We start from the raw sequence: 19,560 nt of genomic DNA, 5'->3' as shown, positions 1-19,560 counted from the left end.
ACCATGAGCAATGCCCCGAAGGTGAGGGGAGCGTTCCTCACCGCCCTGAACCGCCCCGTCCTGGTGCGCCCCAGCGACGCCGAGGCCACCATCGTCCTCGACGAGACCACCATCCCCGCCGACGTCTCACTGCCCGCGGTGGTGCGTCTGGGGGAGGAGACCTACGAGGTCACCGCCACCCCGCGCGGCGAACGCGAGATCAGCGGCCGCGTCGCCCTGGTCACCGGCGGCGCGCAGGGATTCGGCGCGGAAATCGCCAAGGGCCTCGTCGACCAAGGGTGTTTCGTCTTCATCGCCGACCTCAACGGCGACGGGGCCGCCGCCAAGTGCGCGGAACTCGGAGCGGACCTCACCCACCCCATCACAGTGAACGTCGCCGACGAGGAATCCGTCGCCGCGATGGCCGCCGAGGTGGAGCGGGTTGCGGGCGGACTCGATCTGGTGATCTCCAACGCCGGGGTCGTGCGCGCCGGATCCGTGCTGGAACAGGACGCCTCCGCGTTCAGGCTTTCCACCGACATCAACTACGTGGCGTTCTTCCTCGTCACCAAACACCTGGGCGGTCTTCTGGCGCGCCAGCATGAGGCCGCACCCGGGTGGCTCACCGACATCATTCAGATCAACTCGAAATCCGGGCTCGTCGGCTCCAACAAGAACGCCGCCTACGCCGGCTCCAAATTCGGCGGCATCGGCCTGGTGCAGTCATTCGCGCTGGAACTCGTCGAACACGGCATCAAGGTCAACGCCGTGTGCCCCGGGAACTTCTACGACGGCCCGCTGTGGTCCGACCCCGACCGGGGACTGTTCGTGCAGTACCTCAACTCCGGAAAGGTACCCGGTGCGACAACGATCGAGGACGTGCGGGCGTTCTACGAGGCCAAGGTGCCGATGCGCCGCGGCACAACCGGCATCGACGTGCTGCGCGCCATCTACTACATCGTCGAACAGGCCTACGAAACCGGCCAGGCCGTACCCGTCACGGGCGGCCAGGTCATGCTCAACGCCTGAACCCCGAGAAATCGAAGGAAGAAACATGAGTGACATTCCCGCAACCCAGCAGGCCATCCAGATCGTCGGGGTCGATGAGTTCGTGCTCAACCCCGCCAAACCCGTCGACAAGGTGGGGCCTCACCAGATGCTGCTCAAGGTGGAGGCCTGCGGCATCTGTTTCAGCGACACCAAACTGCTGCACGCCTTCGACTCCCACCCGCGCAAGGCGGACGTGATCTCGGGGATCGCGCCCGAGGCCCTCGCCGAGATCCCGGGCTACCGTCCGGGCGGGCAGGCGACGGTGCCCGGCCACGAACCGGTGGGACGCATCATCGCCGCCGGGGAACGGGTGACGCACTTCAAGGTGGGGGACCGGGTGCTGGTGCAGGCCGACTGGAAGCACCTGCGCACACCGAAATCGAACGGTGCGTTCGGCTACAACTTCGAGGGTGCGCTGCAGGAGTACGTCGTCATCGACGAACGCTGCGTGGTCTCGCCGTCGGGTGAGGAGTTCCTGATCCATGTCACTGACGGGCCGTCGGCGGCCGCCGTCGGGTTGATCGAGCCGTGGGCCACCGTCGAGGGTTCCTACGCGTGGGCGGAACGCAATCACGTCGCCGATGGTGGTCGGTTGCTGGTGGTCGGCGACGGTGACCTCGGTTCCCTCACGTCGCAGCACCAACCAGCGGAGACGGTGCTGGCCGCCCTGCAGGAGGTCGCGGGGCTGGGCGGGGAAACCTTCGACGACATCGTCTGTTTCTGCTCCGACGCCGAGGTGATTGAGGCCTGCGCGAAGCTGCTCGGCACGCGCGGTGTGCTGTGTGTCGTGCTCGGCGGTGGGCGGATCGACCGCACGGTGAGCCTGGACATCGGTCGCGTGCACTACGACTTCATCCGGTTCTGCGGCACCACCGGCGATGATCCCGCCGATGGCTACGCCTGGATTCCCGCGACGGGTGAGCTGCGCACCGGCGACAAGGTGGCGATCATCGGGGCCGCCGGTCCGATGGGGCAGATGCACACCATGCGGGCCGTCACCTCCGGGGTGCCGGGCGTCACCGTCACGGGCACCGACGTGAGCGACGACCGCCTGGAGCATCTGCGCGGGGTCGTGGGGCCGGTGGCCGAGGCCCGGGAGGTGCCGTTGGAGATCGTCAACACCAGCACCGCCCCGCTGGAGTTCGGCTATACCCACCTGTCCTGCATGGTGCCGGTGCCGGCGCTGGTCTCGCAGGCCGTCGACCTGGCCGGCGAGGGCGCGATCGTCAACGCCTTCGCGGGCATCCCCGCGGGCACCTTCGGTGATTTTGACCTCCAGGGCATCATCGAGCGTCGCGTGTTCATGCTGGGCACCTCCGGGTCGGACGTCTCCGATATGCGCACGGTGCTGCGGAAAATCGAGGACGGTGTGATCGACACCACCATCTCCCTCGACGCCATCACCGGCATGGCGGGGTTCGCCGATGCCATCGGTTCGGTCATCAACCGCACCTCGGGAGGAAAGATCATGGTCTTCCCGTCGCTGCACGACCTCGGCCTGATCCGTCTGGCCGAGCTGGAGACCAAGCTCCCGCACGTCGCGGTGAAGCTGAAGAACGGTCGCTGGACGAAGGAGGCCGAGGAGGCTCTGCTGGCGGGGGAGTGATCCCGTCAACGATCGCTGGTCGTGGATCGTTGGTTTCCACGACCAGCGATTCTTCGCATCCACCGCGGTGCTGGGACGTCGCACCGGCAGGGTTGTGACGAACGATGATGTTCACGCGGTTCTCGAGGATGAAGGCGGGTGGCCATCACACACCACCTCCTCGAGGTGAAAGGCTGGAAACGGAGCCCGGTCAACCGATCCCTGACCGTCTACTGCACTTATAGGGGCACGATGTCCTCGATGGTGGCCAGGTTGGCGCGAGACGAGCAGCCCTGCGGTTTTCATGACCGTGAGGTGATCGGAGAGCGTGGAGTCGGGGATGCCCAGGTCCTCGGTGATCTGGCCAGTGCGGACGTAGTCCCTTGCCCTTGAGGTAGGTGAGAATCTCGGACCGGGTCGCATGTGCCAGCGCCGCATGGGCCCCATGAGATCCTTCGGTAATTCGGGCCATAGTGAAATACGGCTCTCGGGTGGTGTCTGCGACTAGTCCAGACCGAGGTGATTGCCGCTCTAGGCGAGTTGGAGCGCGTGGGTTTGTAGAAAGCCGTGAAGCGACGCGCCGCCGCTGTGTCCGCCCGCTTCGATGATCAGCGTCACCGGTCCTCCATGAAAACCCGCTGAAATCGTTGTGCGTATGTGAGTGCCTGCACGGGCGACACTCGCATGTCCTGGGTCCGTTTCGCGACGAGGTTAGGGGGTGGTGTGTCCTGTAAGGATTCAACCCTCCCGATCAATGGCTGGCATTACCGGGGGTGTCGGCGTCCGTGGGGCATCGAGATCAGGTGTCTCCAATGCCGAGTGCCGCAAGCCAATCGTGGACCGAACTGATCCGACGCAGAAAGCTTACTAGGTTGCGCATTACCCTCGGGTTGGCCTCGGAGAGTGTTTTGGAGATGGCGTGGCGGGCTTTTGTTCGTTCTTTGTCGTTTGGTTTCAGCTCCGACAGTACGCGAACTAGGTCGAGAACTCCATTAGGGCTGACATTGGGGAGTGTTGCGAGCATAGCACGGCAGGTTTGTGTCCGCTCGTTATCGGTGGTTACCAGTGTGTGAAGCTCGCGCATCAAGAAGTGAACCTCAATGAGGTTGGCGTCGGGGAGTGTTGTGAGGATGATTTGGCGGGCTTCCGCTCGTTCTTCATCGCTTGGCTCCAATGTCGACAGCGCGCGGACTAGGGTAGGAACCCTTCGTGGGTTGGCGTTGGCGAGTGTTGTGAGGATGGTTTGGCGGGCTTCTGCTCGTTCTTCATCGCTTGGCTCTAGTTCCAAAAGTACGCTGACTAGGTCAACCATCCATGAGTTGGAGCTGAGTGTTGTGAGGATGGTTTGGCGGGCTTCTGTCCTTTCTTCATCGCTTGGTCCCAGTTTTAACAGTGCTCCAATCAAGTCGTGAAGTGCACACGGACCGGCGTTGGGGAGTGTTGTGAGGATGGTTTGGCGGGCTTCCGCTTGCTCCTCTTTGCTTGGTTCCAGTGTGGACAGCACTTTACTCAGGTCGTGAAGCGCCCATGGGTCACTGTTGGGGAGTGTTGTGAGGATGGTATGGCAGGTTTCTACTCGCTCCTTGTCGGTGGTTACCAGCGTGCGAAGTTCATCTACAAGGTAATGAAGATCTGCAGGACTGATGTCGGGGATTTGGGGTATTGCTGCGATGATCGCTTTGCGGGCTTCGGCTCGTTCTTCATCGCTTAATTCCAGTGTATGCAGCGCGTCAATCAGTGAGAAAATCTCGTTGGGAGCGGTGTTGGGGATTTGGGGTATCGTTGTGATGATCGCTTTGCGGGCTTCGACTCGTTCTTCATCGCTTGGGTCGAGTGTGTACAGCGCGTCAATCAGTGAGAAAATATTGTTGGGAGCGGTGTTGGGGATTTGGGGTATTGTTGTGACGATGGCTTTGCGGGCTTCGGTTCGTTCTTCGTCGCTTGGGTTCAGTGTATGCAGCATGTCGATGAGTAGGGAAAGCCGGTAGGGGATTTGGGGTATTGCTGTGATGATCGCTTTGCGGGCTTCCGTTAGTTCTTCATCGCTTGGCCCTAGTTTCAACAGTGCTTCAATCAAGTCGTGAAGTGCACGCGACCCGGCGTTGGGGAGTGTGGCGAGGATGGTTTGGCGAGCTTCTGTTAATTCTTCGTCTTTTGGTTTTAATTGCAAGAATGCGGATGCTAGGCTGGGAAATTCCCACAGGTCGTTATGGGTGAGGGTGATTCTGCGGGCTTCTTCTCGTTCCTTGTTGCTTGGGCTAAGTGTCGAGAGTGCGCCAATCAAGCTGGGAATTCTCCTTGAGGTGGCGTGAGTGAGTGCCGTGAGGATGGCCTCTATGTGGTTGAGGCCACCCCAGTGGGCGGAACTGACGATCACTTCAAGGTAGTGGGGAATGAGACTCTCTCTTAGAGTACAGATTCGAGCCCGGTTAGCCTTGTTCCAGTCTTCCGGATCGGTCTGGGCGGCCACCTCCAGCAGGAGTTCCTCGAGGCGTTTGTTGACCACTTCCTGGGCCGGGGAGGGGTGATCCGTGTGGTGGGCCCAGAGTCGGTCAACCAGCCTGCTGCGCCTTCTATGGGCGGCGATGGCCATGGGCAGAGTGATGTGCCACTCCGGGTCGAACCAGATGTGGGGTAGCAGTGCCTTTGCCGCCTCGGTGGCGGAGAAAGTGGCCAAGTGTTCGGACACCAGGTACTCCCACAGGGTGCGGTGCAGGAACCGGCGCTCAACCCGTTTGTGGTCGTAGAGGCTGGAGCGGGGGTGTTCCTGCTTGGGTGCGACATTGTCGAGGGCACGTTCCATGGCAGCCGACATCTGGAGCGGAGTGCGGTTCGTCGTGATTGTCTCGGGCCACACGCCCAGCCCCGCAGGGGTGCCCGCGTCCTTGACGGCCTCCCAGGCCCATTGCTGCAGGATTGCGCGGCATTTGGTCCTGTCGACATCCTCCTCCGTCGTCGCCCAGCCTCCGGCCAGCAGCAGATCGATGATGGTTCGGTAGAGTTCTCGGCGGCGTCTCGGCAGCTCCTGATCCGGTTCCTGCTCGGTCAGCATGCAGTAGAAGGTCAGCAACAGCGGGCTCGTCGCGGTGGCGCGGAGTTCATGTTGTTCTTCGAGCTGCCGGATCAGGTGCTGGGCCGTTGGCGGGTTCTCTGTGAACCAGGCCTTGATGTAACCGTGGACATCCTTGGGATAGCGCAGCTCGGTGAGGGTGCCGACCCGGGTGTTCTGCGTTGTGCGCAGGCCCGCGGTCGCGCTGTGCCACGCCTCGGGCCGCGACGTCACCACCAGTCGAGTAGGCGAGCTCGTCAAGGAGTTGAGCAGCGTCCTGGCGCTGTTAACCGAGACGCCTTCGTCCAGGGAGTCCGCCACCGCCAATACCCGCGCCCCTGGGCGTAGGGCCAGTCGGCGAATCTTCTCCTGCGATTTGTTTGGGAGTGCCGCCTCGACCAGCCCCTCGAAACCGGTGCCATGCCGTTTGATCCACTCGGCCACCGTGGTGAACAAGGGGAGCTCAACCGATGCGGGATCTACCCGTGGGTCCCGTAGCTGCTCCAGCGCCTTCTCGGCGGCTTCACGCGCGAGGCGCCGAGCGAGCCACGTTTTACCTGAACCCGGGCCACCCAGCACCGTCAACAGCCAGACCCCTTCCAGGGCCTCCGCCGGGGACATGGTCTTGTGCTCGTCCGCGATCTCCAGCGTCCGCTCCAGTTGCGACGGTTTCCGATTCTGTGACCATTCCCGGCCTTGAGTCCACGGCGAGTAATCCCAGTCTGGAATCTGTTTCTCCAGGTAGTCGATCAGTTCATGCCTGTCTGCTACTCCCAGCAGTTCCTCGCGCAGCTGGTCGATGCTGCCGCGTATCTCGCTCCGAGACGCCTGGATCGCCGCGAGAACCACCCCACCCTCGGCCTTGAGCTTCGGGCACAACGCGTTATAGGTGATGTGCACGGCGCGTTCTGCGACGCCGTACTCGGGGTCCGTTCCCCAATACTCATCCCTCGCCTTGGCCGGCGTGAGCACGACCTCGGCTGCTCGCATGGGATCGAAATCCGCTTCGGCGATCAACTCGTGTTGGCAGCCGGCTGCTTGAACGTATTCGATCGCCCAGGCCAGTCCGCGGTCCACGACGTCGGGGTCGAGGCGTTCGCCCTCGGCCCACGCGGTGATCGCTTCCCGGACCTGTTTCCGCAGTTCCCGTTCCTCAGACGCTCGGCTACGGGCGTTCCGGAGGAGCTTCACCAGCTCGCGGGCGGCACTCACCCCAATCGCTCCGAGCGGTTCGCTCAGGGCGCTGACCGCGACGGCTGCCAGCGCGTCCACCAACTCGGATCGCCGCACCATCGCCATGAGCTCCGCCCTCCATCGAGCAACCTGTAGAACCAGTGCCAGTATCCCGCCCGACCCGGCGGCCGCGCCAGAAGGACTGCCCGACTGATGGGGCGGCTGGCCATGTATGTCGTGGTCACTGCTTCGGTTGTTCTCTTTGGCACATCGTCGGACAGTTCCCCGGAGCCGAACCATCCGGGCAGGTTGTCGATCATGATCGACAAACCAGGGCTGAAGGTGTGTTTTGTCGACTATGATCGACAACGAGAGGACGGTGGTTGCTGTGGAACGGATCGTTGATCGTCCCCGCTACCTGGAACGGATCCGGCCTTTCGTGGATGTCCCGGTCATGAAGATCCTGACCGGGGTGCGGCGCTGCGGAAAGTCGACGCTGCTGGACATGCTGGCCGACGAGGTGGTTGCGAAGAACCCCGGTGCCTCGATGGTCTGGCTCAATTTCGAATCCAGCGAGGGGCTGACCATTCGCACCGTGCCGGCGCTCATGGAGCATCTGGCTGCGTGCCTGCCCGACAGGAGGGCCCGCGCCTACGTGTTCCTGGACGAGGTCCAGCAGGTTCCAGGCTGGGAAGACGTGGTCAATGCGCTGCGGGTCGACTGGAATTGCGACCTGTACCTCACCGGATCCAACTCGACGATGCTCGCGAGCGAACTGAGTTCCCACCTCGCGGGCCGGTTCGTCGAGTTCCCGATCCGTCCCCTGTCCTTCAGGGAGTTCGTCGAGCTGCACCGCCCACACGGCGTCTCCAGCGCCGAAGCCCGGGAACTCTTCGAGCACTACCTCGTCCTGGGTGGATTCCCACTCCTGAAATACTTCGACTTCGATTCCCAGGCCTCGGTGCAATACCTCGACAGCCTGCTCGACACCGTGGTGGTCAGGGACGTGCTGGAGCATTTCGCGATCCGCGACGTCGACATGTTCCGCCGCATCCTGCGCTACTGCGTGGGCAACGTGGGACGCACCTTCTCGGCGCAGTCGGTGAGCAGGTATCTCAAAAGCGAGGGGCGTGCGGTCAGCGTCGATACCGTCCTCAACTATCTGCAGCACTGCGCCGAGGCGTACCTGGTGGACAAGGTGCCGCGGTTCGATGTCGTCGGGAAGCAGACGCTTCGAGCGGACGAGAAGTACTACGTGGTGGATCAGGGGCTTCGGACTGCTCTCGGTTTCGACAATCGTGCGGACATCGAACTGGCGCTGGAAAACATCGTGTACCAGGAACTTCGCTCACGGGGTTGCACGGTTCATGTGGGGTGGCGCGGCTCCAGGGAGGTTGATTTCATCGCCCAGCGTGGTGCGGCGACACGCTACATCCAGGTCAGCTACCTCCTCGCCGACGAGGCGACGGTAGAACGCGAGTTCGGGGTCCTGGAATCAATCCCGGACAACCACCCCAAGACCGTGGTCAGCATGGACCCCGTCTCCCGAGGCCGCAACGGCATCGAGCACGTGAACATCGTGGACTTCCTGCTGGAGGACCCGCTGGCCGAATGGAATGGGTAATTCTCGGCGACGTGTGGGTGGCGGAGAAGCCGCGGAAGATGCATGTGGAAGCCGGTCGAGCCGGCCTGCTCGCTCAGCGAGCAGACCACCTCGAACCCTCGGCGGTCACGTCCGGGGAATTACAACGGGCTCTGTTGTGCGGCTGCCGGGTGGTTTCGACACGGACCGCTCCTTCGTCGCGGTCCGGCTCAACCAGCTTCAGGGAAGCTTTGCGGACTGGCAGGCCTCGGGCTCAATCTCTAATTCAGCCGACTGTTCAGGAGGGCCACCACCTTCGTCAGTGACACCGCACCGGGATCGGGGGTGCCGACGGATTTCTCACCCAGCGGGCGGGCCCTGCCCAGCCGGGCGACCAGTGCCCGGGTGGATTCGGTCCCGGCCTCGGCTGCGACGACGGCGGCCGCGGACTTCGCGGCCAGGTCGCCGTCGGTGGCCACGAATGCCGCGACGAACGGGGAGAGCGCGTCGACGAGGGTTTTGTCGCCCACCTCGGCCCCGCCCAGGCGCTGCACGGCGGACAGGGCGGCCTGGAGTGCTGCAGCGATATCGTCGCTGCTAGGGGTTTTCTCGTCACCCAGCGCGCTGCCCAACGCCGTGAGCAACGCGCCCCACAGCGCCCCGGAAGTGCCGCCGGCCCGGTTGGACCAGGCATCCCCGGCGGCGGTCAGCGTCGTCCTGAGTCCCCCGCCGGCCGATACGGCGGCGTGTGCCGCCCCGGCCGCCGCCTTCGACCCGTTGGCCATGCCGATCCCGTGATCGCCGTCCCCCGCCACCGAATCCAGCGCCCCCAGCTCTTCCTGCGCCCGAGCCAGCATCTCGGCGACATCGTCGAGCAAACCGGCCGCGACCTCGGCCGCCTCCCGGGATGCGGTACTGCCCGGGGTGGTCACCTCCACGGGGGCGGCGGCCTGGCTGAGTGCGGCGTCGTCGCGCTCGACCGAACCCACCGATCCCTTCCGGTACGCCGGGGCATCGCACGGCGCATCCCAGTAGCCGAGCAGCTCGTCGTCCACCCACACCAGGGTCAACGACACCCCCGCCATGTCCAGGGAGGTGACGAACTCGCCGGCCTCGACGTCGGCGCATTCGAGCCCGGCGGCCTCCAGCCGGGCCACGACGCAGGCCGTCACCACGAACAGTTCCTCGTACTTGCTTGATCCGAGTCCGTTGACGATGGCCACCACCCGGTTCCCGGCTCCTGCGGGACGATCCGCCAACAAGCCATCGACGAGAGTGCGGGCCACGTCGTCGGCGCTGCCCAGGCCGGCCTCGGCGACCCCCGGTTCACCGTGGATGCCGAGCCCGATCCCCATGCGACCCGCGGGTACGGTGAACAACGGTCCCTTCGCGCCGGGCAGTGTGCAGCCGGCGAAGGCAACCCCGAAACTGCGGGTGGCCGCGTTGGCCCGGGCGAACACCCGCTTGACCTCGTCGAACCCGAGCCCGGCCTCGGCCGCCGCGCTCGTGATCTTGAAGACCGGGAAATCCCCTGCGATTCCCCGCCGCTTCTCCGGCTCGGCGGCATCCCCAGAGGCGATGTCGTCGGTGACCACCAAGGTGTCGGCCTCGATGCCCTCGGCGCGAAGCCGTTCAATGGCCTGCCCGAAGTGCAGCACGTCGCCGGCGTAGTTGCCGAACCCCATCAACACCCCGGCCCCGCGATGAACCGCCTTCAGCACCGAATAGGCCTGGGCGGCCGAGGGGGAACTGAAGATGTTGCCGCACACCGCGCCGTCAGCGAACCCGTGGCCAACCCAGCCCGCGAAGGCCGGGTAGTGCCCGGAACCACCGCCATACACGACCGCGACCTTCCCGGCAGGAGTGAAGGTGGAACGCGCCACGCCCCCGTAGACGGGTTTCACGTAGCGTTTGTTGGCCGCGATGAAACCTTTGAGGGCCTCGGCGGGAAAATCAGCGGGATCGTTTGTCAGTCGCGTCACTGCGTGCCTTTCGATTGCTGGCCAGAGGTTTCGGCCCGACACGTTCGCTGGTGCTCGCGAGTCGGCCCAACCAACACGGGTTCTCGGCGAACCCGAGCCCAGTTTAACCCCGCGTAAACCCCTGTTGCGGGGCCCCTGACCCCTAGGCTTGCCCCATGATGCGAGCGGCTGTGCTGGAGGAGGTCGGCAAGTTGAGGCTGAAGCAGGTGCCCGTCCCCGAACCCGGGCCGGGCGAGGTGCTCGTGAGGATCGAGGCCAACACCATCTGCGGCACGGACCTGCGGATCATCTCCGGGGCCAAGACGGCCGGGGTCCGGCCGGGGGTGATCCTCGGCCACGAGTTCGCGGGACGTGTCGCGGCCGTGGGCCGGGGCGTCGACGGTGTGCCCGTCGGGGCGCAGGTGACCTGCTCGATCGTGGTGAGCTGCCAGCGGTGCCGGGCCTGCCTGTCGGGCCGGGAACAGCTGTGCGAGAACCTCGTGCTGTTCGGCTACGAACTCGACGGCGGGCTGGCCGAATACCTCCTCGTGCCCAGGATCGCGATGGACCACGGCAACCTCGTGGTGCTGGAGAAGGAGATCCCCGCAACCACGCTGGCCCTGGCCGAGCCCGTCTCGTGCTGCCTCAACGGGGCGGGGCAGGTGGCCGTGGCGCCGGGGGAGAGCGTGGTGGTGCTGGGAACCGGGCCGATCGGCCTGCTCCACATCGCCTTGGCGAAACTGGCCGGCGCGACGACGATCCTGGCGGCCGGCCGGGAGGGCAGGCTTGCCGCCGCGACGGACTTCGGCGCGACCTGCGCTGTCGCCCTCACCGGGGAGGCCCTGACGGCCGAGGTGCGCGAACGCACAAACGGCAGGGGAGCCGACGTTGTCATCGTCGCCGTGGGTGATCTCACCTTGGCGAACCAGGCCCTCGAACTGGCTGCGATCGGCGGTCGCGTCAACTACTTCGCGGGTTTCCCGAAGGGGAAGACCGCCAGCATCGATCCGAACCTCATCCATTACCGCGAACTCGCCGTCACGGGTGGATCCAACGCCAGGCGGGCGGACGTGAGACGGGCCGTGGAGCTGCTGTCCAGCGGGGCCCTCGACGTGGGGAGGCTCGTCACCCACCGGTTCCCGCTCGCCGAACTGGAAGCCGCCGTCACTGCGGTGGCGCGACGCGACGGACTCAAGGTCGCGGTCATGCCCGCGGCGGGGTGAGACCCCGCGACCCACCGGAGATCCCGGGCAGGGCATCAACTGACGCCCCGGCTGTGAACAGGCCCCGGAGCCGGCGCGAGGACGCGGACAGCCGGGGCCGCCACGCCGTCACGCGAGCAGGGCGATCCGGTCTCCCTTGGAGGCCACGAAGCGGCCGTCGAGCGTGTCGTAGGTGTCGTAGTTCTTCAGGACGTCATCCCACAGGGTGCCCGGTTTCCCGGGATACAGGACAAACCAGGCAGAGACATCGCTAGTGCCCGTCGAGATCAGCAGGGCACCCCCGATGGGTGGGAAAACCTCGCGGATTTCGGTGATCTGATGGTCCACGAGGTCGACCTGCCCGGTCTTGGAGTCCAACACCCCCGTCTGTATGGAGGGGTCCAGAACCATGACGCTCAGGGGGCCGTCCTGAGGGGAGGGGGTCCTGTCGAAGACCGGAGTGAGCCAGGGACCTCCGTCCCTGTCCCTGCGCCAGAGCTCTTTCCCCGTCGCCGGGTCCAGACCCACGAAGCTTTGATGCGTGCCCTCCGTGACGTATATGAGGTCGTCTCCCCAGCCCAACGGGTAGCCGTCCTCGACCTCGACCGTCCACAGCTTCTTACCCTGCTGGTCGAAACCCTTCAACGGCCCATCGTTCTTCCGGCCTGCCAAGACGTTGCCCACCCAGGCCGAGCGGTACCGCACCCCGTCCTTCACCACTGGGCTGCCGTCGTCGGTGTGAACGCTCAGATAGCAGGCGTACTCGTGGACGGGGCCGGCCTGTCCGTCGACGCAGAAATCGGTCACGCCGTCGTGTTCCCTCACCCAGAACCATTCCCGGTCCTCCTCAGGCAGGTCGAAGGACCACTGCTTGGTGTGTGCCTCCTTGACGGAAGATGCGCGGCTGATTCGGACCGTACCCTCGTTGGACGTGTCCATCTCGTAGATCGCGCCCGATGCGGCCATGGCCAGGTAGCGCTCGGGTTTCTCGTCGAGCCGGCCGATGAGGCTGCCATCGGCGGTGCTGTAGACGAAGAGGGATCTCCGCCGGGAAGCTTTGGCCCACAACGCCACCTGCCCGGGCGGCGTATCGGGTACCTTCCTGAGTATGTCGAAACCGGCGAGGTCGCCGGAGATGTCGACCGACCACACCTCGGATCCGTCGGCCCAGTTGAGCATTCTCAGTTTGCTGCCGCCCGTGGCGAGGTCCGGAGCGACCACCAGGCCCTCGTGGGCCCCGATGAGGGGACCGGATCCGGTAACCGTGACCTCCCAGGCGGTTGTGAGCCGGGCCGGGGGAGTCGGCGGCGGAGAGGACTCGGGCGATGATGGGATCGTGGGGGCCGACGACGGTGTCTCGGATCCTGTGCCCCAGCAGGACGTGGTCAGCAGGACGGCACCCATCAGGGCGGCGGCCCCGCGAAGTCGCCACCTAGAGGCGGGTCTCGCCGCGGCGTTGGGGGAGTGGGTGACCGCTTTCATGCTGGCTCCTCTTCGGTTTGACGGATGGGCTGCTGTGGGCTCTCTGGATCCACGGGGGTGTTTTGAAGCTTCAACGAATCTTTGGTGAAGCATCAATTGCTCTGTTCACAACCTGTTTCGCGCCTCATGGTATCCGGCCCGCACGTCGCTCGCCGGTTCGGATGACAGCTGAGGACCGGATGGGCGAGCAAGAACCCGGTTACGCAGCACTCAACGCCGTTTCGGGCTGTTTCGGACGGTTTTTGGGCATTGAGCGCTGCGCAACCGGGTGAAACGCCCCGGCAGGGACGTTCAGTGGACGGGGAGGGCCTTGTCGGTTTCTTCCGCCCGGATGTCGACCATCTGCGCGCCGGTCAACCAGCCGGACAGGCTGCGGTGGGTGCGGGTGAACGGAACCATGACCAGGGACAGCGGCACCACCAGGGGCAGCAACCAGATGAAGGGCGAGGATGTGCCGAAGGGGGCCAGGAACATCGGGATCAACCACGATGCGGGTACCACCAGCGACCTGACAACCCTGCGGAGACGGGAACCGTCGTGCAGGGTGCCGTCCGCATTGCGCCACTTCGGGGTGAGCCACACCACGGTCTGCCCGACGGAGGCGGCGAGATGATTCCAGGCGGGCCACACGAACACCGCGATGGTCGCCAGCACAATGGCCGCGGGAGCGATCAATAGGGTCCACTCCTCAGAAACGTCCCCCAGGAACAGCAACGTCGCCACGCGGAGGCCCACCGCGGTGGTTCCGGCCACCAGGGCCATGAGAATGGCGTCGATCAGCATGCCTATCCAGCGTCGCCACATCGTCACCGGGCGCGGCGTCAGCCTGTCCTGCACCAGCTGGTGGGCGCGCGGCATCCACCACAGCAACACCGGGGCCAGGACCGCTCCCAGGATGGTGCCGAGGGTGTTGGTCATGAGGTCATCCACATCGGCGGCCCGGAAGGCGCAGGGATAGATGAACCACAAACCGGTGAGCTGGGTCAGTTCAATGAGGAGGCTGGTGGCCGCCCCCAGGAGGGTCGTGACGAGAACGGAGCGGTTGAAGTAGCGGCGCAGGATGACCCCGAACGGTACGAACAGCACCACGTTGAAGGCCACCTGCAACACCGCGAAGCTGGTCAACAGCCCCCGCAGCGAACGCCCCGGCGCGGCCTCCCGGATGTCGTCGATGAAAGCGAACGGCCGCAGGTTCATCCCGCGGGCGTGGAGCTGGCACCACTCGACGGAACGCTCCGGCAGCGGCAGGAGGGTGTAGGTGAGCAGCGCGGCGGCGTAGAGACACACTGCCGCGAGCCCGAGCAGACGGGCGAAACTCAACCGACCGAAGCGGCGGTACTGCCAGACCAAGCCTGGCAGGAACAGCGCCGCGAACGCCACGGCTCCGATGATTGCGGCGAGCAGACCATTGTTCACCCAGTCCTGCAAGGTTCCTCCAGTTGTGACGGCCGAACGGAGGATACCGCTTGGGGGAAATGCCGGACCGGGGTCTCGTGACGCGGTCAGGTCTCACCGCAGATGAGGCCGACCGTCCGGCGTCCCGGATGTGACATAGTGAGCCGCGTTGTTCACGCGACTCATGAAGGCGACGCAGAAGATGTAGGAGGAAGCCCCGATGTCCTCTCCGGCAGGCGACCTGAAGGTCGCGATGAAACCCCGTCACCTCGTGATGATGAGTCTCGGCTCCGCCATCGGAGCCGGGCTGTTCGTGGGCTCCGGCGCGGGTATAGCGACGGCGGGACCCGCGGTGCTGCTGTCCTATGTCATCTCCGGGGCAATCGTCCTTGCCGTGATGCGCATGCTCGGCGAGATGGTGGCGGACGACCCGAACCCGGGGGCGTTCTCCTACTACGCGGACAAGGCCCTCGGACCCGCCGCCGGATTCGCGATCGGCTGGCTGTGGTGGATCGAGATGGGACTGGTGGTGGCAACCGAGGCAACCGCGGCGGCACGCTATCTGAGCACACTCATCCCCGGTTTCCCGCAGTGGGGTTTCGCGCTGATCATCATGGTGGTCTTCACGGGAATCAACCTGGTCAAGGTGGGGAGCTTCGGTGAATTCGAGTTCTGGTTCTCGCTGATCAAGATCACCTTCGTGGTGGTTTTCCTGGTGCTCGGGGCGGCTTTCCTGCTGGGGTTCACCCCCGCCGCCTCACCCGGGTGGGGGAACCTGCTGGGAAGCGACTTCATGCCCCACGGAATCAAGGGAGTCGCATCGGCGCTGCTGGTCGTGATCTTCGCCTTCGGGGGCGTGGAGATAGTCGCGGTGGCCGCCGCCGAGACCGCCGACCCGGAACGCAGCATCAGGAAGGCCGTCAACACGATCCTGTGGCGCATTCTCATCTTCTACATGGGTGCTGTGACGATCATGCTCCTGGCCCTGCCCTGGAACGACCCCTCCCTCAAGGACGCGCCCTTCGTCGCGGTCCTGAACGCGGCGGGACTGCCCGCCGTCGCGGCGATGATCGGGACCGTGGTCGTCGTCGCGCTGCTGTCCTCGCTCAACGCGAATCTCTACGGCGGGTCGCGCATGATCTTCTCGCTCGCCGAGCGACGCATGGGGCCCGCAGTGATGCGCGGCACGAACGCTCGTGGCGTGCCCGTGGCAGCCGTGCTGGCCACCTCGTTCCTCGGGTTCGTCGCGGCGGCGCTGAACTACTTCTGGGCCGAGGAGGTGCTGAGTTTCCTGCTGAACATGGTCGGCTCGACCATGATCGTCATCTGGCTGGGGATCATCGCCTCGCACCTGGCGCTGCGCCGTCGCGCCGCCCGCGACGGCAATCCCTCGCCCAAGGGTTTTCCGGTCGCCCTGTCCTGGGCGACGCTGGTCGCGGTGGCCGCGGTGGTCGCGCTCGGGTTCACGGTGCCCGAGATCGCGGTGCAGCTCTCCAGCACCTTCGCGCTGACGGCCCTGCTCGCGGCGGTCGGTGGCTGGCTCGCCAAACGCGCGGGTGTTTCCGGCCCGGAGAGCGAACCAGCCGCGGGCAACGGGATGTGAAGAAGATCCGCGGGCCCTGGGGGGATGCCGAGCAGCGGCCCTGGTGCCCCGGCCCCGAAGATGCCTGACCTCTTTGGTGGTAGCGTTTCGTCCTCGAACGACTCGCACGATGCTCAGCGCCCCGATGCGCTTCGAGCAGAACAACCCGGCCGGGACGTCACCCATGCCCGGCAACCAATCCCGGAAGGCACTGTTGTGACCCAACACACCATGAGCGAGAACACTCGCACCGCCATCGAACTCGTCGACACCTACGCGGCACACAACTACTCGCCGCTGCCCGTCGTCGTCACCGAAGCGTCGGGTGCGTGGCTGACGGATGTGGACGGTCGCCGCTACCTGGACTGCCTCGCCGCCTACTCGGCCCTCAACTTCGGGCACGGCAACCCCATCTTCATCGATGTCGCGAAACGGCAACTGGACCGGCTCACCCTCACCAGCCGCGCCGCGCACTCCGACTGGCTCGGCCCGTTCGCCCAGAAACTGGCCCGCCTCGCGGGCAAGGACATGGTCCTGCCGATGAACACCGGCGCCGAGGCCGTCGAGACCGCCATCAAGGTGGCCCGCAAGTGGGGTCACCAGGTCAAGGGGCTGCCGCAGGACCGCGGCGAGATCATCGCCATGCACGGCAACTTCCACGGCCGCACCACAACGATCATCAGCTTCAGCGACGACGAGACCGTGCGCGCCGACTTCGGCCCCTACAGCCCCGGATTCCTGCTCGCCAACTTCGGCGACGTCGAATCCCTGCGGCAGGCCATCACCCCCGAAACCGTCGCCGTGCTGCTGGAACCCATCCAGGGCGAGGCCGGCATCATCGTCCCGCCTGCGGGATACCTCCGCGAGGTGCGGGAACTCACCCGCAGGAACAACGTCCTGCTGATCTGCGACGAGGTGCAGACCGGCATGGGCCGCACCGGAACCACGTTCCGGTTCCAGGCCGAGGACATCGACCCCGACATCATCACCGTCGGCAAGGCGCTGGGCGCGGGCATCGTGCCGCTGTCAGCGGTGATCGCCGACCGCGAGATCCTCGGGCTGCTGCAACCGGGCCAGCACGGCTCCACCTTCGGCGGCAACCCCCTCGCGTGCGCCATCGGGGCGGCCGTCTGTGACGCGCTGGCCACCGGCGAGTACCAGCGCCGCTCCACCGGGCTGGGCGAGCGCCTGCACGCCGGGCTCGAGGCCCTCGTCGGCCACGGTGTGACCGCGGTTCGGGGTGCTGGGCTGTGGGCTGGCGTCGACATCGACCCCGCGATCGGCACCGCCAAGGACGTGAGCCTGGATCTCCTGGATCACGGCATTCTCGTGAAGGACACCCACGGCCAGACCCTCCGGTTCGCGCCCCCGCTGGTGATCACCGAGGACGAGATCGACCTCATCGTGCGCGAGTTCCGGGCCGTGCTGGAGCAGCGCCTCGCGCGGCACGCCTGAAACGGGAAACGACCCGGTCGATGCCGGATGCAGCCGCCGAACTGACCGTCGAACGGGTGCTGTGTGCCGTGGAGTGCATACCCACCGGACGGGTGGTCAGCTACGGTGACCTTGCGGAGCTGGTGGGCACATCAGCCCGGTGGGTGGGGGCCATCATGGCCTCCGCCGGGCCGGGGGTGCCGTGGTGGCGGGTGGTCAACGCCTCGGGACGCCTGCCCGGGCACCTCGTGGCGGAGGCGTCCCGGCGCTGGGCCGAGGAGGGGACCCCGGCGGTTGACGGGCGGTGCGTGATGTCGCGGGCCCGGGCCGACCTGCCCCGGCTCGCCACGGACCACGAGGCCCGGCTCGCCGAGTGGGGGAGCCCCGCCCGGGACCTGCCCTCATCCGCAGTTCAGTAGTCCCGCCGACTCCTTCAGCGCCAGCACCCGGCCGGCGGATTCGGCCAGCCGGTCGGCGTTGCCCGGGTTCTCGGCCGCCCATGCGATGGTGGCCTTCAGCATCTCGTCCATCAGCGACGGGTCGGCGTTGATGAGCAGATCCCCGCCCGCCGCGAAGAACCGGACCGCCCGGTCGCCGGGTTTGACGTTGTCCACGGCGACCGCCGCGCCCAGGTCGTCGCTGATGGCCACTCCCTGGAAGCCGAGGTCGCCGCGCAGCATGTCGGTGACGATCTTCCTGCTGAAAACCCCCTCTTGGTCCGGGTCGATCCGGGTGAAGATCGCCGACGAGATCATCACCGAGCCGGCCCCGGCCTCGATACCCCTGCGGAACGGTTCCAGGGATTCGCCTCCGGCGGTGGTGTCGCCGTCCTTGGCCACGCCGTGGTCGGTGTTGACCGTCACCTCACCCAGCCCGGGAAAGTGTTTCAGAGAGGTCACGACCCCGGCGTCCTGCATGCCCTGGGTGAACTCCACCACCGACCTGCTCACAGCGGTGACGTCGTTGCCGAAGTTGCGGTTCATCTTCCCGATCGGGGCGTTGCTGCTCTGCTTGTGCTTCGGCACCACGTCGGCAACCGGTGCGAGGTCGTAGTGGACACCCGCAGCTGCCAGTTCCGCACCCCATGCCTGTGCTCGGGCTCGCAACTGCCCGTCCGCCAGCGAACCCTGCTCGACGGCGTTCGGGATGTCGCTGAATCCCGGTCCCTTGAGGCGCTGCACCTGACCGCCCTCCTGATCGACGGCGACCAGGAGCGGCATTCCGGCGGACTGCATCGTTCCCAGTTCGGAGGTGATCGCGCTGATCCGGGCAGCACCCTCGCTGCTGCTGCCGAGCAGCACCACGGATCCGACGGACCCCGACTCGATGGCACTACGGGTTTTGTCGTCCAGCCCGGAGGTGCCCACCCCGATCATGAACAACTGCCCGGCCTGCTGTTCGGTGGTCAGGGAATCCGCCTTCGCGCGGCACCTCACGGTGGCCGGGGTCGGTGAGGCGGACGGCGACGATTCGGGCGGCGCCTCCGATGCGGCTGCGTCCGAGGTCTCCGTTGTGACCTGCGAAGCCGGGGAGGTCGCCGCGGATTCCGCTGAACAGCCGATCAGGATCGATGCGCAGGCCGCTGCCGCGGCGATCCGTTGCAACGGAGCACGCCGCCCAAGGATCTGCTTCTTCGTGTTCCTTGCGCGTGTCCTGTGTGCCGCATCTGCCATCACTGCCTCCATCCTCGCTCCTCCATGGTCCAGCCCGGCGTCTGGGTGGGATGGTAGTCATTCAGCGGCTCGCGGCCGTCTCGCGGAGCCGGCTGCGAACAGGAATCATGGTGTGGGATCCGGATGGTCCTTCCCGGCACGTACCGCACTGACGAGAGCCGATACGAGGGACAGGAACAGCAGCACGGCGATGAGGGTTTTGTGTGCGTGCAGCTCGGGGATCAGCATCAGACAGGAAAGCACGATGGCCGCGAAGAGCGGGAGAAGTATCCATGTCCTGCCCTGAAGCACCATTGCGACCTCCTGCGCGTCGAGATGGGTGTCACGTGATTTCTGACGTGTCGAGCCCCTTCCATGTTAAGAGGGTTGGAGGCGGTGATCAATGAGGTGCGTTGGAAGAACCAGCGGATGCC

14 protein-coding genes are annotated in these 19,560 nt (G+C 65.7%); 7 read left to right on the top strand and 7 right to left on the bottom strand.

Going from position 1 to position 19,560, the window contains the following annotated elements; all coding sequences use genetic code 11:
* Window positions 1-3: 3 nt before the first annotated feature.
* Together E0E39_RS11405 and E0E39_RS11400 are read left to right on the top strand one after the other, a co-directional pair.
* Window positions 4-1,008 (top strand): SDR family NAD(P)-dependent oxidoreductase, encoded by a 1,005-nt coding sequence (locus E0E39_RS11405; protein WP_130874847.1) that lies wholly within the window; start codon window positions 4-6, stop codon window positions 1,006-1,008.
* A 25-nt stretch (window positions 1,009-1,033) separates the two neighbouring features.
* A complete protein-coding gene (locus E0E39_RS11400) occupies window positions 1,034-2,635 on the top strand; it encodes an alcohol dehydrogenase catalytic domain-containing protein (RefSeq protein WP_130874846.1) in 1,602 nt (533 codons plus the stop codon).
* Between the two features lie 111 nt (window positions 2,636-2,746).
* Here the strand turns inward: E0E39_RS11400 and E0E39_RS16820 are convergent, their stop codons facing one another.
* Together E0E39_RS16820 and E0E39_RS11390 are read right to left on the bottom strand one after the other, a co-directional pair.
* The gene (locus E0E39_RS16820; protein ID WP_425470712.1) at window positions 2,747-3,037 is read right to left on the bottom strand and encodes an ArsR family transcriptional regulator; all 291 of its coding nucleotides are present in this window, start codon (window positions 3,035-3,037) and stop codon (window positions 2,747-2,749) included.
* A 376-nt stretch (window positions 3,038-3,413) separates the two neighbouring features.
* Window positions 3,414-6,962 (bottom strand): NACHT domain-containing protein, encoded by a 3,549-nt coding sequence (locus E0E39_RS11390; RefSeq protein WP_165444760.1) that lies wholly within the window; start codon window positions 6,960-6,962, stop codon window positions 3,414-3,416.
* Window positions 6,963-7,194: 232 nt separating this feature from the next.
* On the opposite strand from E0E39_RS11390, the gene E0E39_RS11385 reads away from it, so the two are divergent.
* On the top strand, window positions 7,195-8,460 hold the full coding sequence (locus tag E0E39_RS11385) for an ATP-binding protein (protein WP_207302481.1): 1,266 nt from the start codon (window positions 7,195-7,197) through the stop codon (window positions 8,458-8,460).
* A gap of 239 nt (window positions 8,461-8,699) precedes the next feature.
* Here the strand turns inward: E0E39_RS11385 and E0E39_RS11380 are convergent, their stop codons facing one another.
* Window positions 8,700-10,400, bottom strand: a complete 1,701-nt coding sequence (locus E0E39_RS11380) for a dihydroxyacetone kinase family protein (RefSeq protein WP_130874843.1) — start codon at window positions 10,398-10,400, stop codon at window positions 8,700-8,702.
* Window positions 10,401-10,555: 155 nt separating this feature from the next.
* On the opposite strand from E0E39_RS11380, the gene E0E39_RS11375 reads away from it, so the two are divergent.
* On the top strand, window positions 10,556-11,602 hold the full coding sequence (locus tag E0E39_RS11375) for an alcohol dehydrogenase catalytic domain-containing protein (RefSeq protein ID WP_207302480.1): 1,047 nt from the start codon (window positions 10,556-10,558) through the stop codon (window positions 11,600-11,602).
* Between the two features lie 108 nt (window positions 11,603-11,710).
* Here the strand turns inward: E0E39_RS11375 and E0E39_RS11370 are convergent, their stop codons facing one another.
* Window positions 11,711-13,063, bottom strand: a complete 1,353-nt coding sequence (locus tag E0E39_RS11370) for an outer membrane protein assembly factor BamB family protein (protein WP_165444759.1) — start codon at window positions 13,061-13,063, stop codon at window positions 11,711-11,713.
* A 291-nt stretch (window positions 13,064-13,354) separates the two neighbouring features.
* On the bottom strand, window positions 13,355-14,491 hold the full coding sequence (locus E0E39_RS11365) for a VanZ family protein (protein ID WP_165444758.1): 1,137 nt from the start codon (window positions 14,489-14,491) through the stop codon (window positions 13,355-13,357).
* Between the two features lie 187 nt (window positions 14,492-14,678).
* Here E0E39_RS11365 and E0E39_RS11360 point away from each other — a divergent pair, with 187 nt between their 5' ends.
* The 3 genes from E0E39_RS11360 to E0E39_RS11350 all read left to right on the top strand — a co-directional run bounded on the left by E0E39_RS11360 (window position 14,679) and on the right by E0E39_RS11350 (window position 17,893).
* Window positions 14,679-16,061 carry an amino acid permease gene (locus E0E39_RS11360; RefSeq protein ID WP_130874840.1) on the top strand — a complete coding sequence of 461 codons (1,383 nt, stop codon included), beginning with the start codon at window positions 14,679-14,681 and terminating at the stop codon, window positions 16,059-16,061.
* 210 nt (window positions 16,062-16,271) lie between these two features.
* Complete coding sequence (gene rocD / locus E0E39_RS11355) at window positions 16,272-17,495, top strand: ornithine--oxo-acid transaminase (protein ID WP_165444757.1); 1,224 nt, start codon at window positions 16,272-16,274, stop codon at window positions 17,493-17,495.
* Window positions 17,496-17,515: 20 nt separating this feature from the next.
* Entirely contained in the window at window positions 17,516-17,893 is a 378-nt protein-coding gene (locus E0E39_RS11350) for an MGMT family protein (protein WP_130874838.1), read from the top strand.
* On the opposite strand, the gene E0E39_RS11345 is transcribed toward E0E39_RS11350, so the two are convergent.
* Both E0E39_RS11345 and E0E39_RS11340 read right to left on the bottom strand, forming a co-directional pair.
* Entirely contained in the window at window positions 17,876-19,159 is a 1,284-nt protein-coding gene (locus E0E39_RS11345) for a glycoside hydrolase family 3 N-terminal domain-containing protein (RefSeq protein WP_130874837.1), read from the bottom strand. The two genes, E0E39_RS11350 and E0E39_RS11345, sit on opposite strands and share 18 nt — an antisense overlap.
* A 93-nt stretch (window positions 19,160-19,252) precedes the next feature.
* Window positions 19,253-19,441: a hypothetical protein gene (locus E0E39_RS11340; protein ID WP_130874836.1), complete on the bottom strand. Its 189-nt coding sequence runs from the start codon at window positions 19,439-19,441 to the stop codon at window positions 19,253-19,255.
* Window positions 19,442-19,560: the final 119 nt, after the last annotated feature.

The sequence above is a fragment of the [Pseudopropionibacterium] massiliense genome (assembly GCF_900607225.1).
GTDB classification, from domain to species: domain Bacteria; phylum Actinomycetota; class Actinomycetes; order Propionibacteriales; family Propionibacteriaceae; genus Arachnia; species Arachnia massiliensis.
This window is presented reverse-complemented; position numbering and strand designations above follow the sequence as displayed.

Coding starts and splice junctions, on each gene's coding strand:
- E0E39_RS11360 (WP_130874840.1), top strand. CDS start 14,679: ATGTCCTCTCCGGCAGGCGACCTGAAGGTCGCGATGAAACCCCGTCAC.
- E0E39_RS11385 (WP_207302481.1), top strand. CDS start 7,195: ATGATCGACAACGAGAGGACGGTGGTTGCTGTGGAACGGATCGTTGAT.
- E0E39_RS11340 (WP_130874836.1), bottom strand. CDS start 19,441: ATGGTGCTTCAGGGCAGGACATGGATACTTCTCCCGCTCTTCGCGGCC.
- E0E39_RS11405 (WP_130874847.1), top strand. CDS start 4: ATGAGCAATGCCCCGAAGGTGAGGGGAGCGTTCCTCACCGCCCTGAAC.
- E0E39_RS16820 (WP_425470712.1), bottom strand. CDS start 3,037: ATGCGACCCGGTCCGAGATTCTCACCTACCTCAAGGGCAAGGGACTAC.
- E0E39_RS11390 (WP_165444760.1), bottom strand. CDS start 6,962: ATGGCGATGGTGCGGCGATCCGAGTTGGTGGACGCGCTGGCAGCCGTC.
- E0E39_RS11345 (WP_130874837.1), bottom strand. CDS start 19,159: ATGGAGGCAGTGATGGCAGATGCGGCACACAGGACACGCGCAAGGAAC.
- E0E39_RS11400 (WP_130874846.1), top strand. CDS start 1,034: ATGAGTGACATTCCCGCAACCCAGCAGGCCATCCAGATCGTCGGGGTC.
- rocD (WP_165444757.1), top strand. CDS start 16,272: ATGAGCGAGAACACTCGCACCGCCATCGAACTCGTCGACACCTACGCG.
- E0E39_RS11375 (WP_207302480.1), top strand. CDS start 10,556: ATGATGCGAGCGGCTGTGCTGGAGGAGGTCGGCAAGTTGAGGCTGAAG.
- E0E39_RS11370 (WP_165444759.1), bottom strand. CDS start 13,063: ATGAAAGCGGTCACCCACTCCCCCAACGCCGCGGCGAGACCCGCCTCT.
- E0E39_RS11350 (WP_130874838.1), top strand. CDS start 17,516: ATGCCGGATGCAGCCGCCGAACTGACCGTCGAACGGGTGCTGTGTGCC.